Annotated in this window: 20 protein-coding genes; 10 read left to right on the forward strand and 10 right to left on the reverse strand. The window is 40.0% G+C overall.

Translation table 11 applies throughout. The features are described from left to right. Positions 1-250: 250 nt before the first annotated feature. Together J7J00_RS03765 and J7J00_RS03770 are read right to left on the reverse strand one after the other, a co-directional pair. On the reverse strand, positions 251-1,429 hold the full coding sequence (locus J7J00_RS03765; RefSeq protein ID WP_214787565.1) for an LL-diaminopimelate aminotransferase: 1,179 nt from the start codon (positions 1,427-1,429) through the stop codon (positions 251-253). A gap of 62 nt (positions 1,430-1,491) precedes the next feature. Then, on the reverse strand, positions 1,492-2,382 hold the full coding sequence (locus J7J00_RS03770) for a TIGR01777 family oxidoreductase (protein ID WP_214787567.1): 891 nt from the start codon (positions 2,380-2,382) through the stop codon (positions 1,492-1,494). Positions 2,383-2,964: 582 nt separating this feature from the next. Between J7J00_RS03770 and J7J00_RS03775 the strand changes: the two genes are divergently transcribed. The 7 genes from J7J00_RS03775 (at position 2,965) to J7J00_RS03805 (ending at position 9,623) form a co-directional block, all read left to right on the forward strand. Continuing rightward, positions 2,965-3,375, forward strand: a complete 411-nt coding sequence (locus tag J7J00_RS03775; protein ID WP_214787569.1) for a GNAT family N-acetyltransferase — start codon at positions 2,965-2,967, stop codon at positions 3,373-3,375. Positions 3,376-3,857: 482 nt separating this feature from the next. Further along, complete coding sequence (locus J7J00_RS03780) at positions 3,858-4,328, forward strand: DinB family protein (RefSeq protein WP_214787571.1); 471 nt, start codon at positions 3,858-3,860, stop codon at positions 4,326-4,328. A gap of 298 nt (positions 4,329-4,626) precedes the next feature. Continuing rightward, a complete protein-coding gene (locus J7J00_RS03785) occupies positions 4,627-5,214 on the forward strand; it encodes a YjgB family protein (protein WP_286201158.1) in 588 nt (195 codons plus the stop codon). Between the two features lie 227 nt (positions 5,215-5,441). Next, positions 5,442-7,031, forward strand: a complete 1,590-nt coding sequence (locus J7J00_RS03790) for a CehA/McbA family metallohydrolase domain-containing protein (RefSeq protein ID WP_214787573.1) — start codon at positions 5,442-5,444, stop codon at positions 7,029-7,031. A 312-nt stretch (positions 7,032-7,343) separates the two neighbouring features. Next, entirely contained in the window at positions 7,344-8,168 is an 825-nt protein-coding gene (locus J7J00_RS03795; protein ID WP_214787575.1) for an amino acid ABC transporter substrate-binding protein, read from the forward strand. Next, positions 8,152-8,856: an amino acid ABC transporter permease gene (locus J7J00_RS03800; RefSeq protein ID WP_214788245.1), complete on the forward strand. Its 705-nt coding sequence runs from the start codon at positions 8,152-8,154 to the stop codon at positions 8,854-8,856. The genes J7J00_RS03795 and J7J00_RS03800 overlap by 17 nt, the downstream gene beginning before the upstream one ends. Positions 8,857-8,885: 29 nt before the next feature. Further along, positions 8,886-9,623: an amino acid ABC transporter ATP-binding protein gene (locus J7J00_RS03805; protein WP_214787577.1), complete on the forward strand. Its 738-nt coding sequence runs from the start codon at positions 8,886-8,888 to the stop codon at positions 9,621-9,623. A 75-nt stretch (positions 9,624-9,698) separates the two neighbouring features. Here the strand turns inward: J7J00_RS03805 and J7J00_RS03810 are convergent, their stop codons facing one another. Further along, complete coding sequence (locus J7J00_RS03810) at positions 9,699-10,874, reverse strand: MFS transporter (RefSeq protein ID WP_214787579.1); 1,176 nt, start codon at positions 10,872-10,874, stop codon at positions 9,699-9,701. A gap of 375 nt (positions 10,875-11,249) precedes the next feature. On the opposite strand from J7J00_RS03810, the gene J7J00_RS03815 reads away from it, so the two are divergent. Beyond that, positions 11,250-11,960, forward strand: a complete 711-nt coding sequence (locus tag J7J00_RS03815; RefSeq protein WP_214787580.1) for a response regulator transcription factor — start codon at positions 11,250-11,252, stop codon at positions 11,958-11,960. Further along, positions 11,957-13,357: a sensor histidine kinase gene (locus J7J00_RS03820; RefSeq protein ID WP_214787582.1), complete on the forward strand. Its 1,401-nt coding sequence runs from the start codon at positions 11,957-11,959 to the stop codon at positions 13,355-13,357. The genes J7J00_RS03815 and J7J00_RS03820 overlap by 4 nt, the downstream gene beginning before the upstream one ends. A gap of 54 nt (positions 13,358-13,411) precedes the next feature. Here the strand turns inward: J7J00_RS03820 and J7J00_RS03825 are convergent, their stop codons facing one another. The 6 genes from J7J00_RS03825 to J7J00_RS03850 form a co-directional block, all read right to left on the reverse strand. Continuing rightward, positions 13,412-13,768: a YxeA family protein gene (locus J7J00_RS03825; RefSeq protein WP_214787584.1), complete on the reverse strand. Its 357-nt coding sequence runs from the start codon at positions 13,766-13,768 to the stop codon at positions 13,412-13,414. 5 nt (positions 13,769-13,773) lie between these two features. Next, complete coding sequence (locus J7J00_RS03830; protein ID WP_214787586.1) at positions 13,774-15,693, reverse strand: ABC transporter permease; 1,920 nt, start codon at positions 15,691-15,693, stop codon at positions 13,774-13,776. Beyond that, positions 15,680-16,447, reverse strand: a complete 768-nt coding sequence (locus tag J7J00_RS03835; RefSeq protein ID WP_214787588.1) for an ABC transporter ATP-binding protein — start codon at positions 16,445-16,447, stop codon at positions 15,680-15,682. Before J7J00_RS03835 ends, J7J00_RS03830 begins: the two co-directional genes overlap by 14 nt. Positions 16,448-16,627: 180 nt before the next feature. Continuing rightward, positions 16,628-16,918, reverse strand: coding sequence for a DUF3817 domain-containing protein (locus J7J00_RS03840; protein ID WP_214787590.1), 291 nt, complete (start codon positions 16,916-16,918; stop codon positions 16,628-16,630). 212 nt (positions 16,919-17,130) lie between these two features. After that, a complete protein-coding gene (locus tag J7J00_RS03845) occupies positions 17,131-18,195 on the reverse strand; it encodes a C45 family autoproteolytic acyltransferase/hydrolase (protein WP_214787592.1) in 1,065 nt (354 codons plus the stop codon). Positions 18,196-18,398: 203 nt separating this feature from the next. Then, positions 18,399-18,791 carry a DUF2283 domain-containing protein gene (locus J7J00_RS03850; protein ID WP_214787594.1) on the reverse strand — a complete coding sequence of 131 codons (393 nt, stop codon included), beginning with the start codon at positions 18,789-18,791 and terminating at the stop codon, positions 18,399-18,401. Positions 18,792-19,288: 497 nt separating this feature from the next. Here J7J00_RS03850 and J7J00_RS03855 point away from each other — a divergent pair, with 497 nt between their 5' ends. Next, positions 19,289-20,680, forward strand: a complete 1,392-nt coding sequence (locus J7J00_RS03855; protein WP_214787596.1) for a hypothetical protein — start codon at positions 19,289-19,291, stop codon at positions 20,678-20,680. 634 nt (positions 20,681-21,314) lie between these two features. Here the strand turns inward: J7J00_RS03855 and J7J00_RS03860 are convergent. After that, positions 21,315-22,046, reverse strand: a complete 732-nt coding sequence (locus tag J7J00_RS03860) for a thioesterase II family protein (protein WP_214787598.1) — start codon at positions 22,044-22,046, stop codon at positions 21,315-21,317. Between the last annotated feature and the right edge of the window lie 10 nt (positions 22,047-22,056).

The raw sequence follows: 22,056 nt of genomic DNA on the forward strand, positions 1-22,056 counted from the left end.
TTATATATTATGCGGCTTGTCCATCTTACGTTCAGAAATTCCATTCATAATCTATCACGCTAGTTTCCCATAAACAAAAAAAGCCCATCCGAGGATGGACCTTCTCTTAAACTTCAAAGCAGTTTCTTTAAAACACTAGAGAGCGCCTCACTTTAACAAGTAAGTAACAACTCCCTCAAGCTCTATATACTCCTCAGCGTGCCCGTGATCGAGCGTTCTTAAAACCTGAATATATTAAATGCTAGATTTTTCACACTCCAATTTTTTTCTCCAAAAACAATTTGATCCGTTCAGCAGCTTGTTTCAATCTCTCGGCCGGCTGGACCAAAGCCATCCGGACATACCCTTCCCCCTGCTTCCCAAAAGCATCGCCTGGGACGACCGTAACCCCTGCCTTTTCAATCAATGCATAGGAAAAATCCCGTGATTTCCAGCCAGTAGGAATTTGGGCCCAAATAAACATGGTAGCTGAGGTTTTCGGCACATGCCATCCCCCTTCAGCAAGACCTGATATCAAGGCATCACGTCGGGACTGGTATTCCTTAACCTGTTCTGATAGCAGCGAAAGATTGGAAGTTAGCGCCATCTCGGCAGCTTTTTGGATTGGATAAAAAACCCCATAATCGATGTGTGATTTCAACGTTCCCAGGATGTTCAGCGCCTCTCGATTGCCCACTGCATACCCAATGCGGCAGCCCGCCATATTAAAAGTTTTGGAAAGTGAGTTAAATTCAATCCCCACTTCCTTGGCACCAGGAATGGACATAAAACTAATTTGCGGATGATCATCAAAAATCAACTCTGAATAAGCAAAATCGTGAACCACCATGATCTCGTTCTTTTTCGCAAACGATATGACCTCCGAAAAGAAATCTTCATCAGCAAGGGCAGTGACAGGATTTCCCGGATAACTGATGATCATCATTTTGGTCTTTTTCACTATTTCATCCGGAATAACGTTGAGCTGCGGCAGGAAGGCATTTTCGGCAGTAAGCGGCATCGGATGAATGATTCCGCCGGCAAGCTCTACACTCGCTTCATAAATTGGATATCCTGGATCTGGCACCAGCACATAATCTCCAGGGTTTATCATCGCCGTTGCCAAGTGTGCAAGGCCATCCTGTGATCCCATCAGTTGGAGGACTTCCCTTTCTGCATCCAGCTCCACTCCATAACGCATCCGATAAAAATAACGGACTGCCTCATTGAATTCAGGCGTACCTTTTAACGTATACCCGTAAGAACTGGGATCCTGCGCATATTTCACAAGCGTATCCACTACAAACTCAGGCGGTGGTAAATCCGGACTTCCTACACTCAAATCAATAACATCCACCCCTCGTTTCATTGCATCCTGCTTACGGGTCGCCAACTCTGAAAATATTCCTGTTGTGAATCTTCCGACTTTTTCAGATGGAGTCATATTCATTCTACGATTCCCCTCTCTTAATGATTTTCTATCTATCATTATAGCAATCAATCTCGAGTATTTTAAGAATTCATCAGTATCTGTTCCAGAGCCTCATCAAGATGATGGAATTTAAATGCATACCCCGCCTTTTCCAGCCTCTCAGGTATGACCCACCGGCTTTTTAATATCAATTCCGTTTCGGTCCCCATAAATAAAGCCCCCATTTCAAGCATGGGTGTTGGACAGGGAAGTCCTATCCTAATATTCATGAGCTTTCTCAAATGAGCCATCAGTTCACGATTTGTAACTGGATGAGGCGATGAACAATTGAACACTCCGCTCAACTCTTGATTCTTTCTTAAAAAAAGGACAATGTTAAATAAATCTTCTATATGTATCCAACTGAATTTCTGATTTCCTGATCCTTGATGGCCTCCCAGTCCGAATTTAACCAAATTCCTATATGGCGTCATCACTCCCCCATCGCCCAATACAATGGCGATCCGTAAAGCAATTTGTCTCGTCTTGGGTAATCGGAAATCGAAAAATGAGCGCTCCCACGCTTTCGCAACATCTACAGAAAAGCCTGAACCGATTACACCATCCCCCTCCGTCATTGGTTTATCTTCAGCATGCCTGTATATCGTTGCCGTACTTGAGTTTATCCATAATGAAGGAGGATTTTCACATTGTTCAATCGCCTTACCCAGCATTTCAGTCGTATCAGTTCGTGAATCCAATATTTCTTTCTTATTCTTGGCATTGTAGCGGCAATTGACCGTTTTTCCTGCTAGGTTGATTAACATATCCGAATTATCGATCGTTTCCCTTATTCCTTCTTTATCTTCCCAGCCAGTATGCGGGGTTTGCCTGGAGATGATCCTTACCTCATATCCCAAATTCCTGAAATGCTTTTCAAAGTATTGACCGACAAAACCAGTCCCGCCAGCTAAAACCACTTTCTTCAGCATATAACCAACCCGCTTTCATTTAGAGTGAATAGGCCGAGCCATAACCAGTTTCAACCTTTTTGTGAATTACTTCACAAGTATACCATCTTATTACATTAATTGGTATCACGAATAAATAACATACGCGTGCAACAATTGGTGAACTTGTCCAAGCAAAAAGGAATATTACACATAAATTAGTAGTGTGGAAATTTATAAAACAAAGGGGATGAATTCAGTGTCAAACAAAAGACTAAGAAGAACTGACGGTTCCGGAAGTGAAAATAACAGCCGTAGGTCAGCCTTGAGAAGAATCTTAAATAATTTTTTAAACAATAATAGAAGTACATCAATCAAGGAACCTACTTCCATCAAGCAACCCACTTCTATCAAGAAATTTAAATTTAAAAGGGGTTAAGTAGGGGTTAAGAGATTGCTTTTTTGAAATTTTGATGGAATTCCTTTGGGATTATTCTAAAGGAATTCCATCTTAATAAAACATTATTACTTATTTCAAATATTTTTATTATTTTTCCACATGTACAAGCTATATATTTCTGGTGAATAACTGTTATATCTAATAGAGCTAAAGGAGAAATCATGATGTATTTTCGAGAATGGAAACCTAAAAAAGATATCAAGAAATTAACGGATATTACGGTAAGTAATTTTCGGGTTTCGCCTAATAAAGTGAATGAAATATTGCAAAAGGCACATAAGGTACTCGTAGTTTGTAATGATAAAGGTAAAGTAGTGGGGTTTCTTTGTTATAATCTTTACTTATATAAAGTGGCTCATATTAATTATGTAGTACTTGACAAGAAATATAGAGGAAAAGGAATTCTGCAATCCCTTTTACCCGAATTAGTAACTTATGTGAGAAAAAAAGGGATTCTTGTAGTGTCCGGTTTTGTGAACAAAAACAACCCAGAAGCATTACAAAAGTTTAAAGCCCTTGGGTTTAAACCGGTTTTAATTTATCATGATGACATTCTAATTCAATCCTTAATATAAAAAGGTCCTCCTGCCACCTATTAGAATCTTGTAATACAGTGCACAACTAATACGAATCATTCATCTGTTTCCCCCCTTCTTAACTGGACTTCTCTGTCTCATACTAATCCTAATAAGGGAGATAAGGGTTATACGGATATATGAATCATGTATCCCCACGCAATGGAACAAATAGGGAATGAAATCGCCTGTAAATTCTACACGGATTCATAGGCATTTTCCCTGTAGTTTTAAAACCCTGATCATTGATTTAATGCCTCTCCAGGCTGCTACTATTTTAGTACTCCCATATAAAAGGCAACCAGGAAAATAAACTGGTCCTGATTGAATTAAACAGGAGCGATACTTTATATAATAGAAGGAATACGCAAAGATTAATACCTGAACAGATTATTAAATTTTCTATATTTTCAAAATAACCCCATATTCTCAGCATCCATTCGTGTATAGTTAAAATATACCTGCTAAAAGGGGAGATAATTATGAAATCGATAGAACTAATCATCTTAAATCTGGAAGAGGTTAGAAGAAGAAACATTAAACTATGGACATCAATACCTAAAAGCACACTCCATTGGAAACCGGACAACAAGGCAATGAGCTGTTTAGAAATGGTTAGACATGTCCTTGATAGTGAGCATTACTATCATTTATCCATTAAAAATCAAGGTAGCCTACAAGTTTATGAATCACCATTTGAAAAACAGCCACTTACCTCTGTTGAAGCGGAATTGAACTTTGCCGAACCTTACAGGCGTGATTTTTTGGAAACAATCATATCCTTCAGCGAGGACGACTTATCCAATATTAAAATCGATCGCTCCGATATGGGATATATCAGGGATTTAGGAGACATGTTGCTAAGAATCGCTTATCATGAGTCTGTACATACTGGTCAATTATTAGACTACTTAAGAACTGCTGGAGTTCCTAGAATAAACGTTTGGGATTAATCACATCATTTTCAAAGGGTGTTTCATCATGGTGAAGCACCTTTTTATTTTCGACTGCATAAACATCCCCTATTGACCTATAACCTGAGTTCATTGACAGTTCAGCCATAATAATCAAATCTATAATTTTTGTTATATACTCTCTAAATATGGAAGAAAAGCGGTCCAATCATTTTCACAAAATGAAAGACTGTGAAACGTTCTTGATGCTCCACCATTATCAAACATTCCAATCGATCACAAAGAAAATGTTTCATGCTAAGAAATTGTGGAAAAGTAATTATAGGAGGGATAAGAAATGATGTTATCTAAAAAAACAGCGGCCAGAATGGTTAGCTCCGTTATTCTAACCGGTTCTCTTTTAGGGGCAGGTGCATCGTTTTCAACAGCACCAGTTGAGGCTGCATCCACAATGGATTCCGCTTCTGCCATAGCTAAGGAACACGCTCTTACTACCTTACATGAAATCTACAACAAAGCTTTTTCAGGAGAAATGCCTTATACTGCCATGGGTTTAAAAATTAATGAAAACACCCAAAAAGATGTATATGAGACATTCGGTTCTCCCCCTGAGCCAAGTAAAACAGATGAAACTTTTGACTATTACCATGCAGAAATGGGGCATCCGGGATTTGCATTTGCCTATAACGATGACAAGACCATCTCACAAATCCGATATTTTGGGACAAATGTAGAACGGGACCATAATCTAGGAAGCATCACACCTAAAGTTTTAGGAAAACAACTCGGCAGTGCTGACGAAATACGCCATATTTCCAGTACGAATGAAATCAACTACATTTACAAGACAGGAGATTATGAACTGCAATTCATTGTCGGTGAAGATCGAACTGTAGATCATATCAATCTACTACAAGCTAAATAATATTTACGGCAAAATAGTCGTTCAGGTTGTAGAGAAAGAAAATTTTCTCTACAACCTTTTTTATTTCGAGCCCCTCCCCTTTATTCCCTTTCAATTTCCAAACCACTGTTACCAGAATCGGTCTTTCCATTTACAAAAACCATACTCACCCCAAACGGATTCTTAATATTTTTACAATAAAATTAGCTTGTTCAATATTATTTCAATATATGGAGGTTGTCGGTAAGATGATTAATAAGTTCAGGGCTTTCACAGTATCGGTTCTAAGCATAGCCATCCTTTTTCAGGGTCTACCGGTCGCGGGTGCTGCAAAAGATGCAGAAGACAATCAGACAAATCCGGGAGGCAGATGGATGAAGGGGGAATATCATGCCCATACCACTCAGTCCGATGATACCGAGGGATCACAGAGCCTTGAAAGCTTGCTAAATAACGCATTTGATAAGTATGGCCTGGATTGGATGGGAATTTCCGACCACTTGAGGATGTCTTCAAGGGATGACGAGGGACATTTGATTCCAGGCGGGCCGATACCGCTGTCTCAGGGAATCATTCAATATCAAGCCCCGAAAATGGAGCAATTGCAAAAAGAGGGCAAATATAAAAATAAAGTCATCTTTTCAGGCTTCGAATGGGATATGCCTACATACGAGCATGTCGGCATAGGCATTTTAGGAGATCAGCCGGGCTCACCTAAAAGTATGAAAGCTGGCAATCAGTTCGAATATCTGTTCACCAACCAAGATGAAAAGATGTTTGATTCTAAGGATGTAGCCGTCTGGAAAGCACAGGATCAAAGAGCCAATAAGACATCCGAGGATGCCCGGACAGCATTGGCATGGCTTGAGAAAAATTATAAGCATACAAGTTATGCCATATTGAACCACCCATCAAGAAAGAGGGTGTACAACATATCTGATTTTCGTGACTTCAACAATATCGCCCCGGATGTCATGTTCGGATTTGAAGGTATGCCAGGTAACCAGATGGAGCCAGATCGAGGCGGTTTAAATCTGACAACGCCGGAAAACCGGACCTATGGCGGATCCGATTATATGCTTGCTAAGGTAGGAGGGGCATGGGATGCACTTCTTGGGGAAGGTCGTAAGTTCTGGAACTTTTCCAATTCGGACTCCCATTTTGAAATCAGTGAAAACCGCCTATACTCCAGCGGTTACTGGCCAGGAGAATATTCCAAGAATTATACATGGGTAAATGGCTCATCAATAAAATCCGTCCTTGATGGCATGCGATCTGGGAAATCCTTCTCTGTTTTTGGTGACTTGATCGATGCCCTTGATTTCCAAGCTAAAAACGGAAACAACGCGGTTGATATGGGCGGGGACCTTAAAGTGAAGGAAGGACAGATGGTCAAGATCACCATCCGATTTAAGAGCCCCCCAAAAAACAATAACGGGGACTCCGTCAAGGTGGATCATGTGGATCTAATTTCCGGGGAAGTAACCGGGAAAGCAGTGCCTGGAACACCTGCTTATAATAAAGCCACCAATGATACGACAAAAGTTGTTAAACGCTTTACCAGTAAAGACTGGAAAACCGATCGCGATGGATTTCATACCATCACATACAAAGTCAAAGCAAATAAGGATCAATATTTCCGTTTGCGAGGCACGAACCTAGGGGAAAATGTCTCTGGAGAAACGATGGACGGGGAACCGCTGATCGATAAAAAGACTGAAATCGAGGATAACGAAACACGTTTTTCGGAAATAAACAAACGTAACTATAAAGACCTTTGGTTCTATTCGAACCCTATATTCGTCAGCGTAGAGGATAGGAATCATGATAAACACTAAGGTAAAAAGAATCTTGCAATAGTTCCGGACGGCCCAAAAAAGCCCCTTTTCCACTTAGCTAAAAATCATGTGGATGAGGGGCCTTTTGTCCCCTTGGATTCTTAATGATCACTTCCCTTTCTTTAAAATCCTTTTTCGGATAACGATACATCTTTCTTTTAGTATTATTTCACTTCAATGCGTGAAAATCCGTATAATTCACCAAGTTTCATTAACAATAATGATGTAAGTTATTTTCATTGACTTTTTTCCTTTTCTTGTATAGTATCACAGAGTATCAATCCCTATCAGATTACTAGGAGGTTTACCCAAATGAAAAAAATGGTTGCACTTTTATCGCTATTGTTAGCTTTCACAGTCGTACTTACCGCTTGTGGTACCAATACCAAAAATGAGGCAAACGATACCGACAATAAATCTTCATCACAAGAAAGTCTATATGATAAAGTCAAAAAAGATGGTGTATTAACTGTTGGAACTGAAGGTACATACCCTCCTTTCACATTCCACGATGACTCAGATAAACTAACGGGGTTTGATGTTGAAATTGCTAAAGAAGTGGCAAAACGCCTTGGAGTGAAAGCTGAATTCAAGGAAACACAATGGGACGGCATGTTTGCAGGCTTGGATGCTAAACGTTTTGATATGATCGCAAACCAAGTGGGCATCGATGAAGACCGTCAAAAGAAATATGATTTCTCTGACCCATATATTCAATCAGGTGCCGTATTGCTTGTACACAAAGATAATTCGGATATTAAATCCTTCGATGATTTGAAAGGCAAGACCTCTGCACAATCTTTAACGAGTAATTACAATGCTCTAGCCAAATCACATGGTGCTGAAGTTACAGGCATTGAAGGATTTTCTCAATCCGTACAGCTTATTGGCTCTAAACGTGTAGATGCCACGATCAATGACAAATTATCGTACCTTGATTATAAAAAGCAACATCCGGATGCACCTATCAAAGTCGCTGATGAGGAAGCAAGCGGAGTCGCAAGTGGTTTAATGTTCAGAAAAGACAGCGGCAAATTAGTGGAAGAAGTAAATAAAGCACTTAAAGCAATGAAAGACGACGGCACGTACGCGAAAATCTCGGATAAATGGTTTGGTGAAGATGTTTCTCCTAAGTAATATTTTCGCCGACCCCGAGCGTATGAACCAGCTTGTTTCCATCGCTCAAACCTCCCTCTATCCAATGATAGAGGGAGCTATTCAATATACGATTCCACTAACATTGATCACATTCGTTCTCGGCCTTATTCTCGCTGTACTCACAGCATTGGCTAGATTATCTTCCATGAGAATTCTTCAAATAATTGCGCGTGTATATGTGTCAATCATCCGCGGGACACCTTTACTTGTGCAATTATTTATCATTTTCTATGGACTTCCAAATTTAGGTGTAACCATCGATCCTTTCATATCGGCTATTATAGGATTCTCTTTAAATGTAGGAGCATATGCTTCGGAAATTATACGAGCAGCCATTTTATCGATACCAAAAGGGCAATGGGAAGCAGGCTATTCAATCGGAATGACATATACCCAAGCTTTAAAGCGCATCATTTTGCCGCAAGCAGCTCGGGTCTCCATTCCCCCATTATCCAATACGTTCATTAGCCTTTTAAAAGATACATCGCTTGCATCACTCATTCTTGTAACGGAATTATTCCGTAAAGCCCAGGAAATCGCTGCAAAAAACTATGAATTTCTACTACTTTACATGGAAGCAGCTGCTTTATATTGGATTTTGTGTACCATTCTATCTTTCATTCAAGGAAGTTTAGAGGACAGACTTAATCGTTATGTAGCAAAATAAGAACCGCAGTAGTTAAAGGAGATTTTAAAATGATCAACATTAAGAATCTTCATAAATCATTTGGTGACCTTGACGTATTAAAGGGCATCGATTTGGAAGTGGAGCAAGGTAAAGTCATTGTATTGATCGGACCTTCGGGTTCAGGTAAAACAACCTTTCTTCGGTGTTTGAATCTCCTTGAAGTACCCACGGACGGGACGATTGAAATCGATGAAACCATAATGGACTTCAAAAAAACCGTTAGAAAAAATTCCATTACATCTTTTCGCAGTTTGACAGGGATGGTTTTCCAAAGCTATAACCTCTTCCCCCATAAAACAGCATTGGAAAATGTAATGGAAGGCCCCATCATTGTAAAAAAGATAGCCAAACATCAAGCGAAAGAAACAGCTGCTGCCCTGCTTACAAAAGTGGGCTTAGGTGAAAAAATCGATTTTTATCCGTTTCAATTGTCAGGCGGACAGCAGCAACGAGTCGGAATTGCAAGGGCCCTGGCCATGGAGCCTAAGGTCATGCTATTCGATGAACCCACGTCCGCTTTAGATCCCGAACTAGTTGGAGACGTGTTACAGGTCATGAAAGACCTGGCGAAAGAAGAAGGCATGACAATGATCGTGGTAACCCATGAAATGCGTTTCGCCCGTGAAGTCGCCGACGAAGTCATTTTCATGGATGAAGGAAAAATAATGGAGCGGGGAACACCCGAGCAAATTTTCACAAATCCTAAAGAAGCTCGTACACGTAAATTCCTCAATATGATTCAATAAAAAACGGTGCTATTCAAGCACCGCTCGCGGCCCCCCCATTTTTTAGAAATGGGGGGGTTTTTGCATATTATTAAATTAATGAGATGCTTGGACCTGTTCAGTCTGTGTCCGTGCAAAGTATAACTGAAAAAGAATCAAAGCAAAAACGGAAAGGATTGCGCCCGATATAAATGGTAAATCAATCGAAATCGAAAATAACCAACCTCCTATCGGGGGACCCGCAATCCTGCCGAACGAGTCGAAGGAAGATAGTAGGCCAGTGACACTGCCATGGCCCGTCATGGAACTTTTGGTCAGCAGTGCCGAAATTGCCGGGCGGATGAACCCATTACCCAATCCGAAGATAGTCAGGAAGATCGCCGATGTCCAAAAACCGGAAGAGAAAAGGATGAGAATGAAACCAACTGCCGACACGATGATTCCTATTCGGATAACCGCGCCTTCCCCATATCTCTTTGTCATCCTACCCACTAATCCACCTTGAACGATCGCACTGCCAAATCCCATGATCATGAAGATATAGCCTAATTGTACAAGACTTATATCAGCCTTTTTGGCTGCAAAATAGGCAAAAGTCGTTTCGAGTCCTGCCATTGAAAGGGTGACGATCAATTGCAGAAAGAACATGGTTTTAAGAGGCCCTTTAAAGGCTTTCCACATGGACTCTTCATTTATCGACTGTTGGGCCCTCTTTTCAACCGTATGTGATTCCTTTAATATCGCAATCACTAAGAATAAAGTAATCAAAGAGGATATTCCTGCAATGTAAAACGGTAAGTTCAAACTGGATTTGGAGAATACCCCGCCAATCGCCGGTCCGAAGATGAATCCAAGCCCTGTAGCGGCCCCGATGATTCCCATCCCTTTTCCCCGATCTTCCGGCGTCGTGATATCAGCCACATACGCCATTGCGGTTGGCATGTTTGCCGATGACAAAATCCCGCCAATGATCCTGGCTACAAATAATACCCATAAGGAATCTGCCGAGGCCATGATGAAAAACGAAAGTGCCAGTCCAGCAATCCCGATAATCATGACAGGCTTACGTCCTATCCGGTCAGATATACGTCCCCACATCGGGGCAAAAAATAATTGCATTAATGAATAAACAGCCATTAAAAGACCAAGCTTAGTAGGACTGCCACCAACCTTTTCGGCAAGGAACGGAATGACGGGAATGATGATCCCAAATCCGACCATGACTAAAAACATCACTAAAAAAAGAACGGGTAATACCTTTTTTGTTTCCATTATTTTTTTCTCCTTTTATTCTTCCACATTCGCTGCATACTTTTATTTAAAGGTTTGGGACAAAGAACAGCAACGAATTCCTTAATCATATTAATTAGCATAATCTTCCTAACAATACTTTAAACAGTTTATCATACAACCTTTACCAAATCAGTATGATGTACGCTCTTCTTTCCGAAACTACCTTAACTAAATAAAGACCAGGCATCAGAATCCTGATATTCACAGTAATTTTTCAGGTAATGGTACTTACGTTTTTTCCACTTTGTTCCGTGAAAATAATGAATGAGTTCGTTAAAAATCTTTCCTCCCCTTATTTTTTCTTAAGGAGTACTCTATACTGTAGGGTATGATTGATGTTTGGGAGGTAGCAGAATGTCGAATGATCAGTGGATTTTAATTATTGACGATGAAGAAGATTTGGCACGTCTCATGGAGACAGTTTTACATAAGGAAGGTATCCCGAATATTGTTACGGCGGGGACGATTGCGGATGGGTGGGCAAAGTTTCAGGAGTTCGATCCATCACTGGTCTTGCTTGATATTATGCTGCCTGATGGTGAAGGCTATGATTTATGCAAGCAAATTCGTGAAGTGTCGAATGTGCCCATTTTATTTTTGTCGGCAAAGGATGAGGAAATTGATAAGCTTCTAGGGTTGGCGATTGGGGGGGATGATTATATTACCAAACCATTCAGTCCGAAAGAAGTGGCATATCGAGTAAAGGCGCAGCTGAGGCGTGCGGGCTTTTCAGAGGAAAAGGCCGTTCCGAAAAAACGGCATGTTGGTCCTTTTGAGCTTAGTGCAAATGAAAATGAAGTGAAAAAGGATGGTAAAACGCTTGAGCTCACAGCTAAAGAAATCGGACTGATGAGCTGTTTTATGCATCACCCGAACCAGATTTTGAGCAAGGAAACTTTATTTGAACATGTGTGGGGCGATGATTTCTTTGGCTCTGATAATACAGTAATGGTACATATTCGCCGTTTACGCGAAAAAATCGAGACTGACCCTTCAAAGCCTTCTTTTTTAATAACCGTTAAAGGGCTTGGTTATAAATTACAAACCAAGGGTGAAACAAAATGAAGTGGAAATTGACACGGCGCTTTTTAGGATCCGTTGTGACAATTGTTGTAATCGTAGGGATCGTAAATACAATTTTACTTTTATCTCTACTCTTTTATCGAGCCATGCATAATTTCGAGGCAGAAGAAGTTTCTGCTGAAAACTTTAGCAGAACATTTTCACAATATGTGGAACTAATAGATAACAAACCGATCGTAAATGAAGAAGGGCTGAAAAAACTGCGGAACAATAACGCTTGGATACAATTTTTGAATGATGAGGGTGAGCAAGTTGCAGCCTTTTATACACCTCAAAAATTGCAAACCGTATATTCTCCTGTTGAAATCGTCCAAATGTATAAGTATAAGGAAATTGATGCAGAGACGACTGTTTTTGTCGGCGAAGCCCATAATTTCAGCTATTTTGTAGGAGTTAAGGAACAGAAAATTGGCCGCTATGTAATAACCTATGATTATGAAAAAGTTTTTAAGAACTTTAACATCTTACTAGTAATATTTTTAATCGTGGATATCATTATTGCATTAGTCATTGGATTCTTATTTGGAAAAAAATTAACGAGTCCGCTGAACATTTTAATAGAAGGAATTCAGCAGCTTCGGGAGCGGCGCTTTAAAAAAATGAGCATACCAAAAGGCGTTTATGAAGATGTATTTCGCAATATGAATGAACTATCGGTGAAGTTGGATCAGTATGAAAAAGAACGTGATCAGCTCGACCAAATGCGTGAGGAATGGATTAGCAATGTTTCTCATGACATGAAGACGCCACTTGCTTCCATCCATGGTTATACAGAATTGATGAAAGATAACGCCACAGAATTAACTCCACAGGAATTGTTTGAGTTTACATCCATTATTAATAAACAGTCCGTTTATATGAAGGATTTATTGGATGACCTGAATTTAACGATGCGTTTGCGCAACCAACGACTTCCTATGCAATTTGAAGATGTTGATATCGTTGGGTTTATAAGAGAAATGACGATCGAGCTTTTAAATGACTCACAATTTGGTGATCAACAGGTTGAGTTTGTGGCAAATGTGGACAAAGCAACACATAAAGTGGATAAAAAATTAATGAAACGGGCGATTTTTAACCTTATCTATAATGCACTCGTGCATAATGAGGAAAATGTCGTTGTGAAAATACAAATTGATGATATTGGTCCACAATCAGAACTGCATACCCAAATTACCATTGCCGATAATGGCCGTGGTATCCCCGCAAAAGACTTAGAACAGGTTTTTGAACGCTACTATCGAGGTACGAATACTGCCAGTACACATGGGACCGGTTTAGGAATGGCCATTGCAAGGGACATCATCCTGGCTCATAAAGGTAAACTGGATTTGAGTAGCATTGAAAATAAGGGAACCGCGATCACGATACTTTTATAATTATTTTTCTTGCAGAGAAAGGGCTGTCCATAATTTACAGACAGCCCTTCTTTCCTATTTATTTTGTTGTGCCTTTTTTGGAATGTCTTCGAATTTCACTTCATCATATGACGATACTTCATCACCATTTTTCACGTACATCTTTAAGTAAGCATCTTTTCGAAGATTTTTTTGTGCCGTGAATTCAAGCGGTATCGTTTCACCATCTGCATTTTTGGCGTCAAGTTTATAAGAATAATAAGTCATCACTGAACCATCATCCAGTTTGGTTTCATGTTGTACCCCATCCTCTGTAATTTGCAAATAATAATTGTCGGCATTCATGCGGTTAAAGTCGATTTTAGTAAGAGCGAAGACTCCTGCCGCTCCCAGTATAAACAAAATGCCAACTACCATAAGAAATTTCTTCATTTCGATCATCCTTCTGTTTTATTATTTTGTATGATAATACGATTGTAGGAAGCTGCCGTTAAGATATAATACAGACCGTAAATTACCGTATAAGCGATCATCCAGATCAACACAGGTTTTGCAAGATTCATCATCAATAAGCCCGAGAAGGCTTTTAAAGCAACCGCACTGTGTAATAGCCCCACTGCCAGTGGAACGAAAAAGATGACAAGCACTTGTGATGCAATGGATTTCCGCATTTCTTTTGCGTTAACGCCCATTTTATGAAGCATATTGTATTGTGATTTATCTTCCTCTGCTTCCGTTAGAACTTTAAAGTAAATGATACTGCCTGTTGCCGCTAAAAAAACCAGGCCTAGAAAACTTCCGATAAAGAGCAATGAGCCTACACCTTCGATGCTTGTTTGGAAATCTTGAGGGGCACTGGAAAATAGCGCTTCTTCAGGCACTTGTTTTGCAATTTTTCCGGATAAATCCGTGGAAGCTTGATCAACACCGATGACACGATATTTTAGCGCTTCCCCTTCTTTTTGCAATAATTTAAATTGTTCATTGGATACGACCACTGCAATGCCTGCTGTTCCGGCATTTAGTACTGTTTGTGTTTTAAAGCTTTGGAATGTGATTGCCGTGTTGTTTTCTGTCCTGATGGTCTTGTCCTTGTATTCAGGTGAGAATCTTTTGTCATATCCAATATCTAAAATGACTGCTTTGCCATTATTCACATGCAGTGCTTCCTTGCCTTGTACTTCTGCTAATTTGTTATATGTTCTTTCATCGATTATCGTGTAAATCCTTTTATCCGAGCTATCGAATGCCGATCCCTTATTCAATTCTTTCGTATTAAATGTGACAGATAGTGCTTCGACATTTTCATCATACTTTGTATTTGGCAATACAGCGCTGACTTGATGATCGCTTTTTGCATCCGTTTGCTGATACATGAAGGTATTCGGATCAACGGTCACAACTTGGTCATTCGCATTGTAATAAAGACCATAAACCGCACCGCCAGCCGTTACCGTAGTAGCACTTAACACCGCAATTACGGTCAATGTACGTGCATTCCCCCGAATGCGATATAGCAGTTGCGAGATCGTCATCAGATGCAGGCCTTTCCAAAGCCATTTTTCATTTTTCTTAATCACGGCCAACACAAAGCCTGTCACGCTATGAAACAATAAAAACGTACCGGCAATAACCGTTGTCAAAATGATAAGTGCCGTCATTAAAAAGCCGACCTTTTCCCACACTTTAGAAGTAAAAAGATCTTGCATCGCCAACCAATAACCCATGACAATCAAGGAAACTCCCAGAATGGCTACAATCATCGATGGCTTCGGAGCCGCTTCCCCTTTTTTCGATGCATGGAAGAGATCAATTAGTTTAAATTGATAAATTAAACGATAGCCCTGGAATGATGTCACCAAGAAAATTATAAGAAATACGATAGAGGTGTTCAAAGCTGCAGATCCCGAAAATGTAAATGGTGCCATGACATCATAGCCCATTAAATAGATCAAAATCGTCATGAACCCTTTTGAACAAAGAAATCCAAGTAAAATCCCCACAACCAATGAAACCAAACCTAGCAATAGGTTTTCAAAGAAGAGCATAAAACCAATCTGACGATTACGTACGCCAAGCAATGCATATAATGCCACTTCTTTTTTACGTTTTTTCATAAAGAATGAATTGGAATAGGCAATAAAAATGGCAACGAAGAAAATCAGGATGACTGCCGCACCAGTCATCAATGAATCTAATTTCTGTGATGAAGCCGTTTGTTCTGCAATTGTATCGCTATATTTTAATGTTACAAATGTGAAGTAGATGATAATGCTAAATACCATGGATGCGATATATAAAAAATATTGGGAGAGGTTTCGAGCAATATTTTTTCTCGCTAGACTAAATAACGTCATCTACCTCACCTCCAATTGTTGCAAGGACATCCATAATTTCTTGGAAGAAAGCTTTACGTGATTGGCCACGACGATAAATTTCTGTTGAAAGCGTACCATCCTTGATGAAAATGATCCGCCGGCAGAAGCTTGCGGCATACGCATCATGTGTCACCAACATGATGGTGGAATTATTTTTTTCATTTAGTTCACTTAAGCTTTCCAGCAGACCTGTTGCTGATTTTGAATCAAGTGCACCTGTTGGCTCATCCGCCAGGATCAATGCAGGCTCTGTCACAAGCGCTCTGGCAGCAGCTGTTCTTTGCTTTTGCCCACCGGAGATTTGGTATGGGTATTTAGCTAATAAAGCTTCAATCCCAAATACTTTAGCAATACGATTCACCAAGTTTGTAATTTCTTTCGCTGGAACTTTCGCAATCGCCAGTGGTAATAATATATTTTCCTTCACAGTCAATGAGTCTAGCAAATTGTAATCCTGGAAGATGAAACCAAGATTATTACGTCTGAAATCCGTTAAGTCTGCACCTTTCATATCGTGAATGCTCGTATCATTCATAAAAATTTTCCCTTCAGTCGGAGAATCAATGGTTGCCAACATATTGAGCAACGTCGATTTACCCGCTCCAGAAGGTCCCATGATCCCTACAAACTCCCCTTCATGAATGTCAAAAGATATATTTTCCAACGCTGTGTAGGCAGCGCTTGATTTACCATATGTTTTTTTTATATTTTCCACTTTTAATAATGGTTCCATTTGTTTCACCTCTTCAAGTATTGTTGATACTTATACTTTACATGCTCATTCTTACAGCATCTTTGTGCCAACCTTACAGCAAGCTTAAATCCATAAAAAAAACGCCTTCCATTTAAATAGAAAGACGTTTTTTTATGGATTTTTCAAAAGGAAAAGTATTCGGGCATGGATCTTTATCATTTACCTTTGCTTCAATAGCCTGCGGTCGATTACAAAATTCCCAAATGGGATGAATGAAACGATGAAAATCATCGCCATTTTTAAAAAGGACCATTTTGATATGATGCTCACATAAAGTAATAAAAGCCCAAACACGACAAATAAGAAACCATGGATGCTGCCTAAAATGAGTGTTGCTTCCCCAATATCCAATATGTACTTAATGGGCATACCAATGGCAAGCAATAGAACATATGAGATTCCCTCAATTATTGTAATAAACCGAAACCATCCAATAGCTGTAGAAAACATTCGCACATCCCCTTATTCATTTTACAAGTATGGCACAAACAGACTTCCAGCTTCTTGTCCCCCATCCAAAATATGTTCCTCTATCATATTATATTACTGGCAGATCCCCTAATAAATAGTACCAGCTTTTCCTAAAAATAGAACAACAAAAGAAGCCCAATCCAAGGATCGGGCCTTTTAACAAAGTAAGGTTCAAATTTACTTCAAGACGTTCAATTCCGAAACCAATTCGCTCCCTCATCCATATGCACGAAGGGAATATCCGTATCAATTACACCTTTGATTCGTTCTAATTCAACATTTTCCCCTTCAAGCCATTTCGCAAAATCTATTGAAGTCGGCTCCTGGTTCCCTCCCAAGGCAATCCAAGCTTTCATCTCCTTAGGTAAATAAGCGGAGGTATGAATCGTTCCCGCCCAGCTGCTATATAAATCCGAGAAGACACCTTGATTGGTATCATTAAACAACCTGTAAGCATCGTAGGCAGATGAAAGTTTCCCTTCATGATCTTGGATGATCTCCAATCGGCGTTTCGAATCGATAAGATGGTTACGGTTCTCATTTTTCATGATTTCAAAGTGATTGGTACAGGCATTTGACGTGCGCACCTCTACATTTCTCGGAGAGGTTTCAACGATATAGGTACTTCCGCTTTTATCATGGACGACGTAAGTGAAGGAATGACGATGCGGGATTTCCTTCAACATCGCTACCGCTTCCTGTACGTTCGCACAAGATTCAACAATCAGTCTGCCAATCATGCAGCAAATGAAACCATCACCAGGGTTCTTGCGATTCATGAAATTATAGCCTATCACCAAACCTTTTTCATTCATTCCATCCATTCGGCCAGTCCCTCGCTGACTCGGGCCGATGCTTGAATACCCTTGATCGGTTGGCTGGAATAAAACATAGCGTCCTTCATAGGTCTTTGGGTGGTAATCATAATTGCGAATGAGATAATCATCGCCAGTCATGATGGAGCAGCCCGACCGAACATAATCCAATCGATATCCACCGAACTCTTGCAGCACGCGGTCAATTGGCCATTTCAACGCTTCTTGCAACCCCAGTAATTCTTCCCAAACTCCAGGAGCGAATTGTGTAATTGCTTTCTTGACCTCTTCTTCCTCAACCGTAAACCGCGGCTGCCTAATCTTCCACTGATCTTCACGATTTTTTACCGTTAGTGAATCTTTTAATTCCTCCCCTTGCATGTATCCAAACTCATAATGTGTACCCCGAAATTGTATGACATCACTATATATTTGCTTCACGGCTTATCCCTCATTTACAGTAGTTGCTATTCAAATTAAGGATACTTGAAGTATTGTTGAAAATAAAGAAGATAAACCTTAAACTTTTCCATGGGTTTACCTATAATTTGATATACCTTTAAAAATGAAAATCGCCCCTCTCAATTAAGAGAAGGACTTTCTCCATCAGAATTAAGCTTTTCAATATTTATTGTTTTTTAGAATCATTCTGTAATGAATTTCAAAGATTCCCCATTATACTTCTTTATATCAACTACATCAAAACCCATAAATTCTTGAAAATCATTGTCCGCAAAACAAAAGTCCATTCCTTTAAAGCTAAACTTACTTTTAATATCCTTTTCAGTTAAGCGGAATGAAAATCTCTCTCCATTTTTCTTATAAATTTTCCTGCTTCCGGCTATTTTAGACAACTTTGATGTTATTGGGCCAAAAAACTCGATCCCTACTATTCTACCGCCTTCATCAATATCCAACTCTAAATATTCATTTACTTCTAATTCAATAGTAGACGCTATCTTATACTTTACTGATGAGGGTAAAGTATATAAATATGCTAACTCTGCTTCTTCATCATATGTAACCCTAGATTTCATCTTATCCCTACTCCCACCTTAATTTAGATTTTGCTGTTTTTATAGATAGTGGTAAAAGCTATCGTTTGTTACTGCATAAATACTAGTACTGGTGAAATTCCTCTTTCTTGCATATGTTCAGATAGATGTTGCTTTTAGTGGCATTATAAATAGAATACTAACAGTAAAAAGTTAGCAAAAGAAGACAATACATATATAGTAAAAGAATATAAAGAACCATCAGACGGGTCTTAATACAAAGATTCGGTTAAGAATATGTTTCCTGGCAAATATTCAAAAAAGGCAATGAAAGATACAGGAGATGCTAGTGATTTAAAAGCAGAACTGCAGAAGAAGGTTAAAAAATGGGTAAACTCCTTCGGAATTACTGCTTCTTAAACTCGATATTTACATCATAAGTTGAAAATAAGATATGCCTTTAAAATTTTTGAAACAACTCACCCCCCCATACCTCCCTCATAATCTGTAACTAGGCACATTTATGAGGGGGACGGATCATGGAGATGGAATTAACGGCACTCCATTGGATTTATGTTGTATTTATTGCATTGATAATCGGGTTTATGGTAAAACGTCGTGATACTACCCTCATCTGCATAATTGGGATTTTCCTTTTGGCTTTAGTGGCTACAGGCAGTTTAGCCTCATCCGTAAGCGGGATATTCAACAGCTTCATTTTCGCAATTACGGAATTAATGTCCACGATTTTAATCATTTCAATCATCGTTGCCATGAGCACGGTTTTAACGAGGTCCGGCATTAATGATGTCATGATTGCACCGTTTGCGAAATTCATTAAGAATCCTACACTTGCCTTTTGGGTAATTGGAATCGTTATGATGATTATATCTTGGTTTTTCTGGCCATCACCTGCCGTTGCCTTACTTGGGGCAGTCCTGCTCCCCGTTGCCTTACGGGCTGGTTTACCTGCCCTTGGCGTGGCGATGGCGATGAACCTTTTTGGTCATGGAATCGCATTATCAGGGGACTTCATCATCCAGGCTGCACCTAAACTTACGGGGGATGCCGCTTCCATACCAGTCGGAGATGTAATCGCTGCGAGCATTCCCCTTGTCATTACAATGGGGGTTGTCACCACCATATCCGCCTTTATCCTTTTAAAGCGGGATATGAAGCTTGGAAGAATCAAGGCGGCGGATAATGAGGGAATCATCCCAGATCAGACAATCAGTGAAGATCTGCTCACACTGGGACAAAAGAAGTTTTTTGCCGTTTTCATTCCGATTGCCTTTCTATTGGATGTTGTGGCATTGTCGGTTTTGAAGTTGCAAGGCGGAGATGCCACGGCGTTGGTTGGCGGTACAGCCGTTTTCATTTTGCTGATTTTATCCCTTGTCGCACATAAACAGCAAGGACTGGAAAAATCAACGGCTTATTTGATTCAGGGTTTTCAATTTGGCTTCAAAGTATTCGGACCCGTGATTCCAATCGCCGCATTCTTCTATTTAGGTGATTCTGGATTCAATCAGATCATCGGTGACTACTTACCAAAAGCATCACTTGGCATCGTCAATGACCTCGGTGCCGCCTTAGCGGCCTCCGTTCCTTTAACGAAAGAAATAGCCGCCGTCACATTAACGGGCATCGGTGCCATCACTGGCTTGGATGGATCGGGCTTCTCAGGCATTTCTTTAGCCGGATCTGTCGCCAAACTATTTGGAACGGCAATCGGAAGCGGAACCGCCACCTTGACTGCACTCGGGCAAATAACCGCGATTTGGGTTGGCGGAGGTACCCTGATTCCATGGGCATTGATACCAGCAGCTGCAATATGTAACGTCAGTCCCTTTGAACTTGCCCGCCGGAATCTGCTTCCGGTAACCATTGGTTTGGCAGTTACTACGATAGTCGCGATGTTTCTCATTTAATTGATCTGTATCGATGTTTGTCAACTCTAAAGCACGGAACGGCCTCTCCATTTCCATTAAAAGGAGGTTCGGTTAGTCTCACCCCGACCCCTGAAAAAGACTTGGTTATCCTTCATGTTTTTTTACTTTTTTATATGGAGTGATTGAAGAAACTTACGACACTCCTGCCGAATAACTGGCTAGCCTAGTCCCTGAGACGTTTACTTTGATGAGGCTTGGCAGACAGTCGGCGGAAAGGAAGTGGATTTCTGAAATCAACTGGAACTTTTTTAATTTGTCTACAGTTAAGGTGATTGGAATGGAAGGTGCGAGACTCCTGCGGGAATAGCGCGTCTAGAGGAGACCCCGCAGGCGCAAGCCGAGGAGGCTCCCGGAACGCCCGCGGAAAGCGAGTTTCCTTCGTTCCAATCAACGTCCAAATTCTAAAACCAATAAAAAACTGTAGATATACTCGATTTTCATTGAGTCTATCTACAGTATCAAAGGACTGAATAAATCAGTCCTTTTTTAGATATAAATCAGGTTTCATGCATATCCAGGCGGATAATTCCAACCTCACATTATATTAAATTATTTTGACTTCTGAAACTAATTGGCGGAACAAATTCGGTTGTATTCAAGACAGTCCGCAACCTTAAATCAGAACTTCACAACGACTATTGAGTAAATACTCTTGAATGATTTTTAAAACGATAGACTGGTTTTGCTTTATATAGAAATGATCACCCTTTAATATATGCAATCCTTCAATATGTGCAATGTATTCATTCCAGCTTTCGATACTCTCCTTCGTCACGGTATCATCCGAGCCCAATAGCAAAACGGCTTTATTTCCCACCTTTTTATCGCGTTTTTTTTCATGGTGATAGTTGGCTAAAACATTCAAGTCCGACTGGATTATCGGAAGGAATATATTCATGAAATCATCGGTTTCTAGGAGTTCCTTGTTCGTTCCCCCGATTTTTTCAAGCGATTGCTTTAAATGTTTTGCATTAGAGCAATCGATTTGGTCTACTTTATAATCTGGAGACGATTTACTTGAAATGAATATATGCTCTACTTTATTAGCATCTCTCTCTTCTAATTTTGCCGCAATTTCATAGGCTACGATCGCACCCATGCTATGTCCAAACAAAGAGATGCTTCCCAGTTTATCCATTTGATGCTTCGTTTCCATTTCTTTTATTAATATATCCGTCAAATCCGCCATATGGTCACACAATGGTTCACTATATTTACTGCCATGTCCTGGGTATTCCAGCGGGACTACCTCTATCACATCATCATCAAATTTCCATTCTCTATAAAAAGATGCACTTCCCCCGGCATAAGGGAAACAAAAAATTGTCTTCTTCAGCCCTTCCATCCCCCTTCTC

This window comes from Bacillus sp. ISL-4 (assembly GCF_018613275.1).
Lineage (GTDB): Bacteria > Bacillota > Bacilli > Bacillales > DSM-1321 > Peribacillus > Peribacillus simplex_E.

What these genes read in the sequence shown, in the direction of transcription:
- J7J00_RS03765 (WP_214787565.1), bottom strand. Translation starts at nt 1,429, where the DNA reads ATGAATATGACTCCATCTGAAAAAGTCGGAAGATTCACAACAGGAATA.
- J7J00_RS03770 (WP_214787567.1), bottom strand. Translation starts at nt 2,382, where the DNA reads ATGCTGAAGAAAGTGGTTTTAGCTGGCGGGACTGGTTTTGTCGGTCAA.
- J7J00_RS03775 (WP_214787569.1), top strand. Translation starts at nt 2,965, where the DNA reads ATGTATTTTCGAGAATGGAAACCTAAAAAAGATATCAAGAAATTAACG.
- J7J00_RS03780 (WP_214787571.1), top strand. Translation starts at nt 3,858, where the DNA reads ATGAAATCGATAGAACTAATCATCTTAAATCTGGAAGAGGTTAGAAGA.
- J7J00_RS03785 (WP_286201158.1), top strand. Translation starts at nt 4,627, where the DNA reads ATGATGTTATCTAAAAAAACAGCGGCCAGAATGGTTAGCTCCGTTATT.
- J7J00_RS03790 (WP_214787573.1), top strand. Translation starts at nt 5,442, where the DNA reads ATGATTAATAAGTTCAGGGCTTTCACAGTATCGGTTCTAAGCATAGCC.
- J7J00_RS03795 (WP_214787575.1), top strand. Translation starts at nt 7,344, where the DNA reads ATGAAAAAAATGGTTGCACTTTTATCGCTATTGTTAGCTTTCACAGTC.
- J7J00_RS03800 (WP_214788245.1), top strand. Translation starts at nt 8,152, where the DNA reads ATGTTTCTCCTAAGTAATATTTTCGCCGACCCCGAGCGTATGAACCAG.
- J7J00_RS03805 (WP_214787577.1), top strand. Translation starts at nt 8,886, where the DNA reads ATGATCAACATTAAGAATCTTCATAAATCATTTGGTGACCTTGACGTA.
- J7J00_RS03810 (WP_214787579.1), bottom strand. Translation starts at nt 10,874, where the DNA reads ATGGAAACAAAAAAGGTATTACCCGTTCTTTTTTTAGTGATGTTTTTA.
- J7J00_RS03815 (WP_214787580.1), top strand. Translation starts at nt 11,250, where the DNA reads ATGTCGAATGATCAGTGGATTTTAATTATTGACGATGAAGAAGATTTG.
- J7J00_RS03820 (WP_214787582.1), top strand. Translation starts at nt 11,957, where the DNA reads ATGAAGTGGAAATTGACACGGCGCTTTTTAGGATCCGTTGTGACAATT.
- J7J00_RS03825 (WP_214787584.1), bottom strand. Translation starts at nt 13,768, where the DNA reads ATGAAGAAATTTCTTATGGTAGTTGGCATTTTGTTTATACTGGGAGCG.
- J7J00_RS03830 (WP_214787586.1), bottom strand. Translation starts at nt 15,693, where the DNA reads ATGACGTTATTTAGTCTAGCGAGAAAAAATATTGCTCGAAACCTCTCC.
- J7J00_RS03835 (WP_214787588.1), bottom strand. Translation starts at nt 16,447, where the DNA reads ATGGAACCATTATTAAAAGTGGAAAATATAAAAAAAACATATGGTAAA.
- J7J00_RS03840 (WP_214787590.1), bottom strand. Translation starts at nt 16,918, where the DNA reads ATGTTTTCTACAGCTATTGGATGGTTTCGGTTTATTACAATAATTGAG.
- J7J00_RS03850 (WP_214787594.1), bottom strand. Translation starts at nt 18,791, where the DNA reads ATGAAATCTAGGGTTACATATGATGAAGAAGCAGAGTTAGCATATTTA.
- J7J00_RS03855 (WP_214787596.1), top strand. Translation starts at nt 19,289, where the DNA reads ATGGAGATGGAATTAACGGCACTCCATTGGATTTATGTTGTATTTATT.
- J7J00_RS03860 (WP_214787598.1), bottom strand. Translation starts at nt 22,046, where the DNA reads ATGGAAGGGCTGAAGAAGACAATTTTTTGTTTCCCTTATGCCGGGGGA.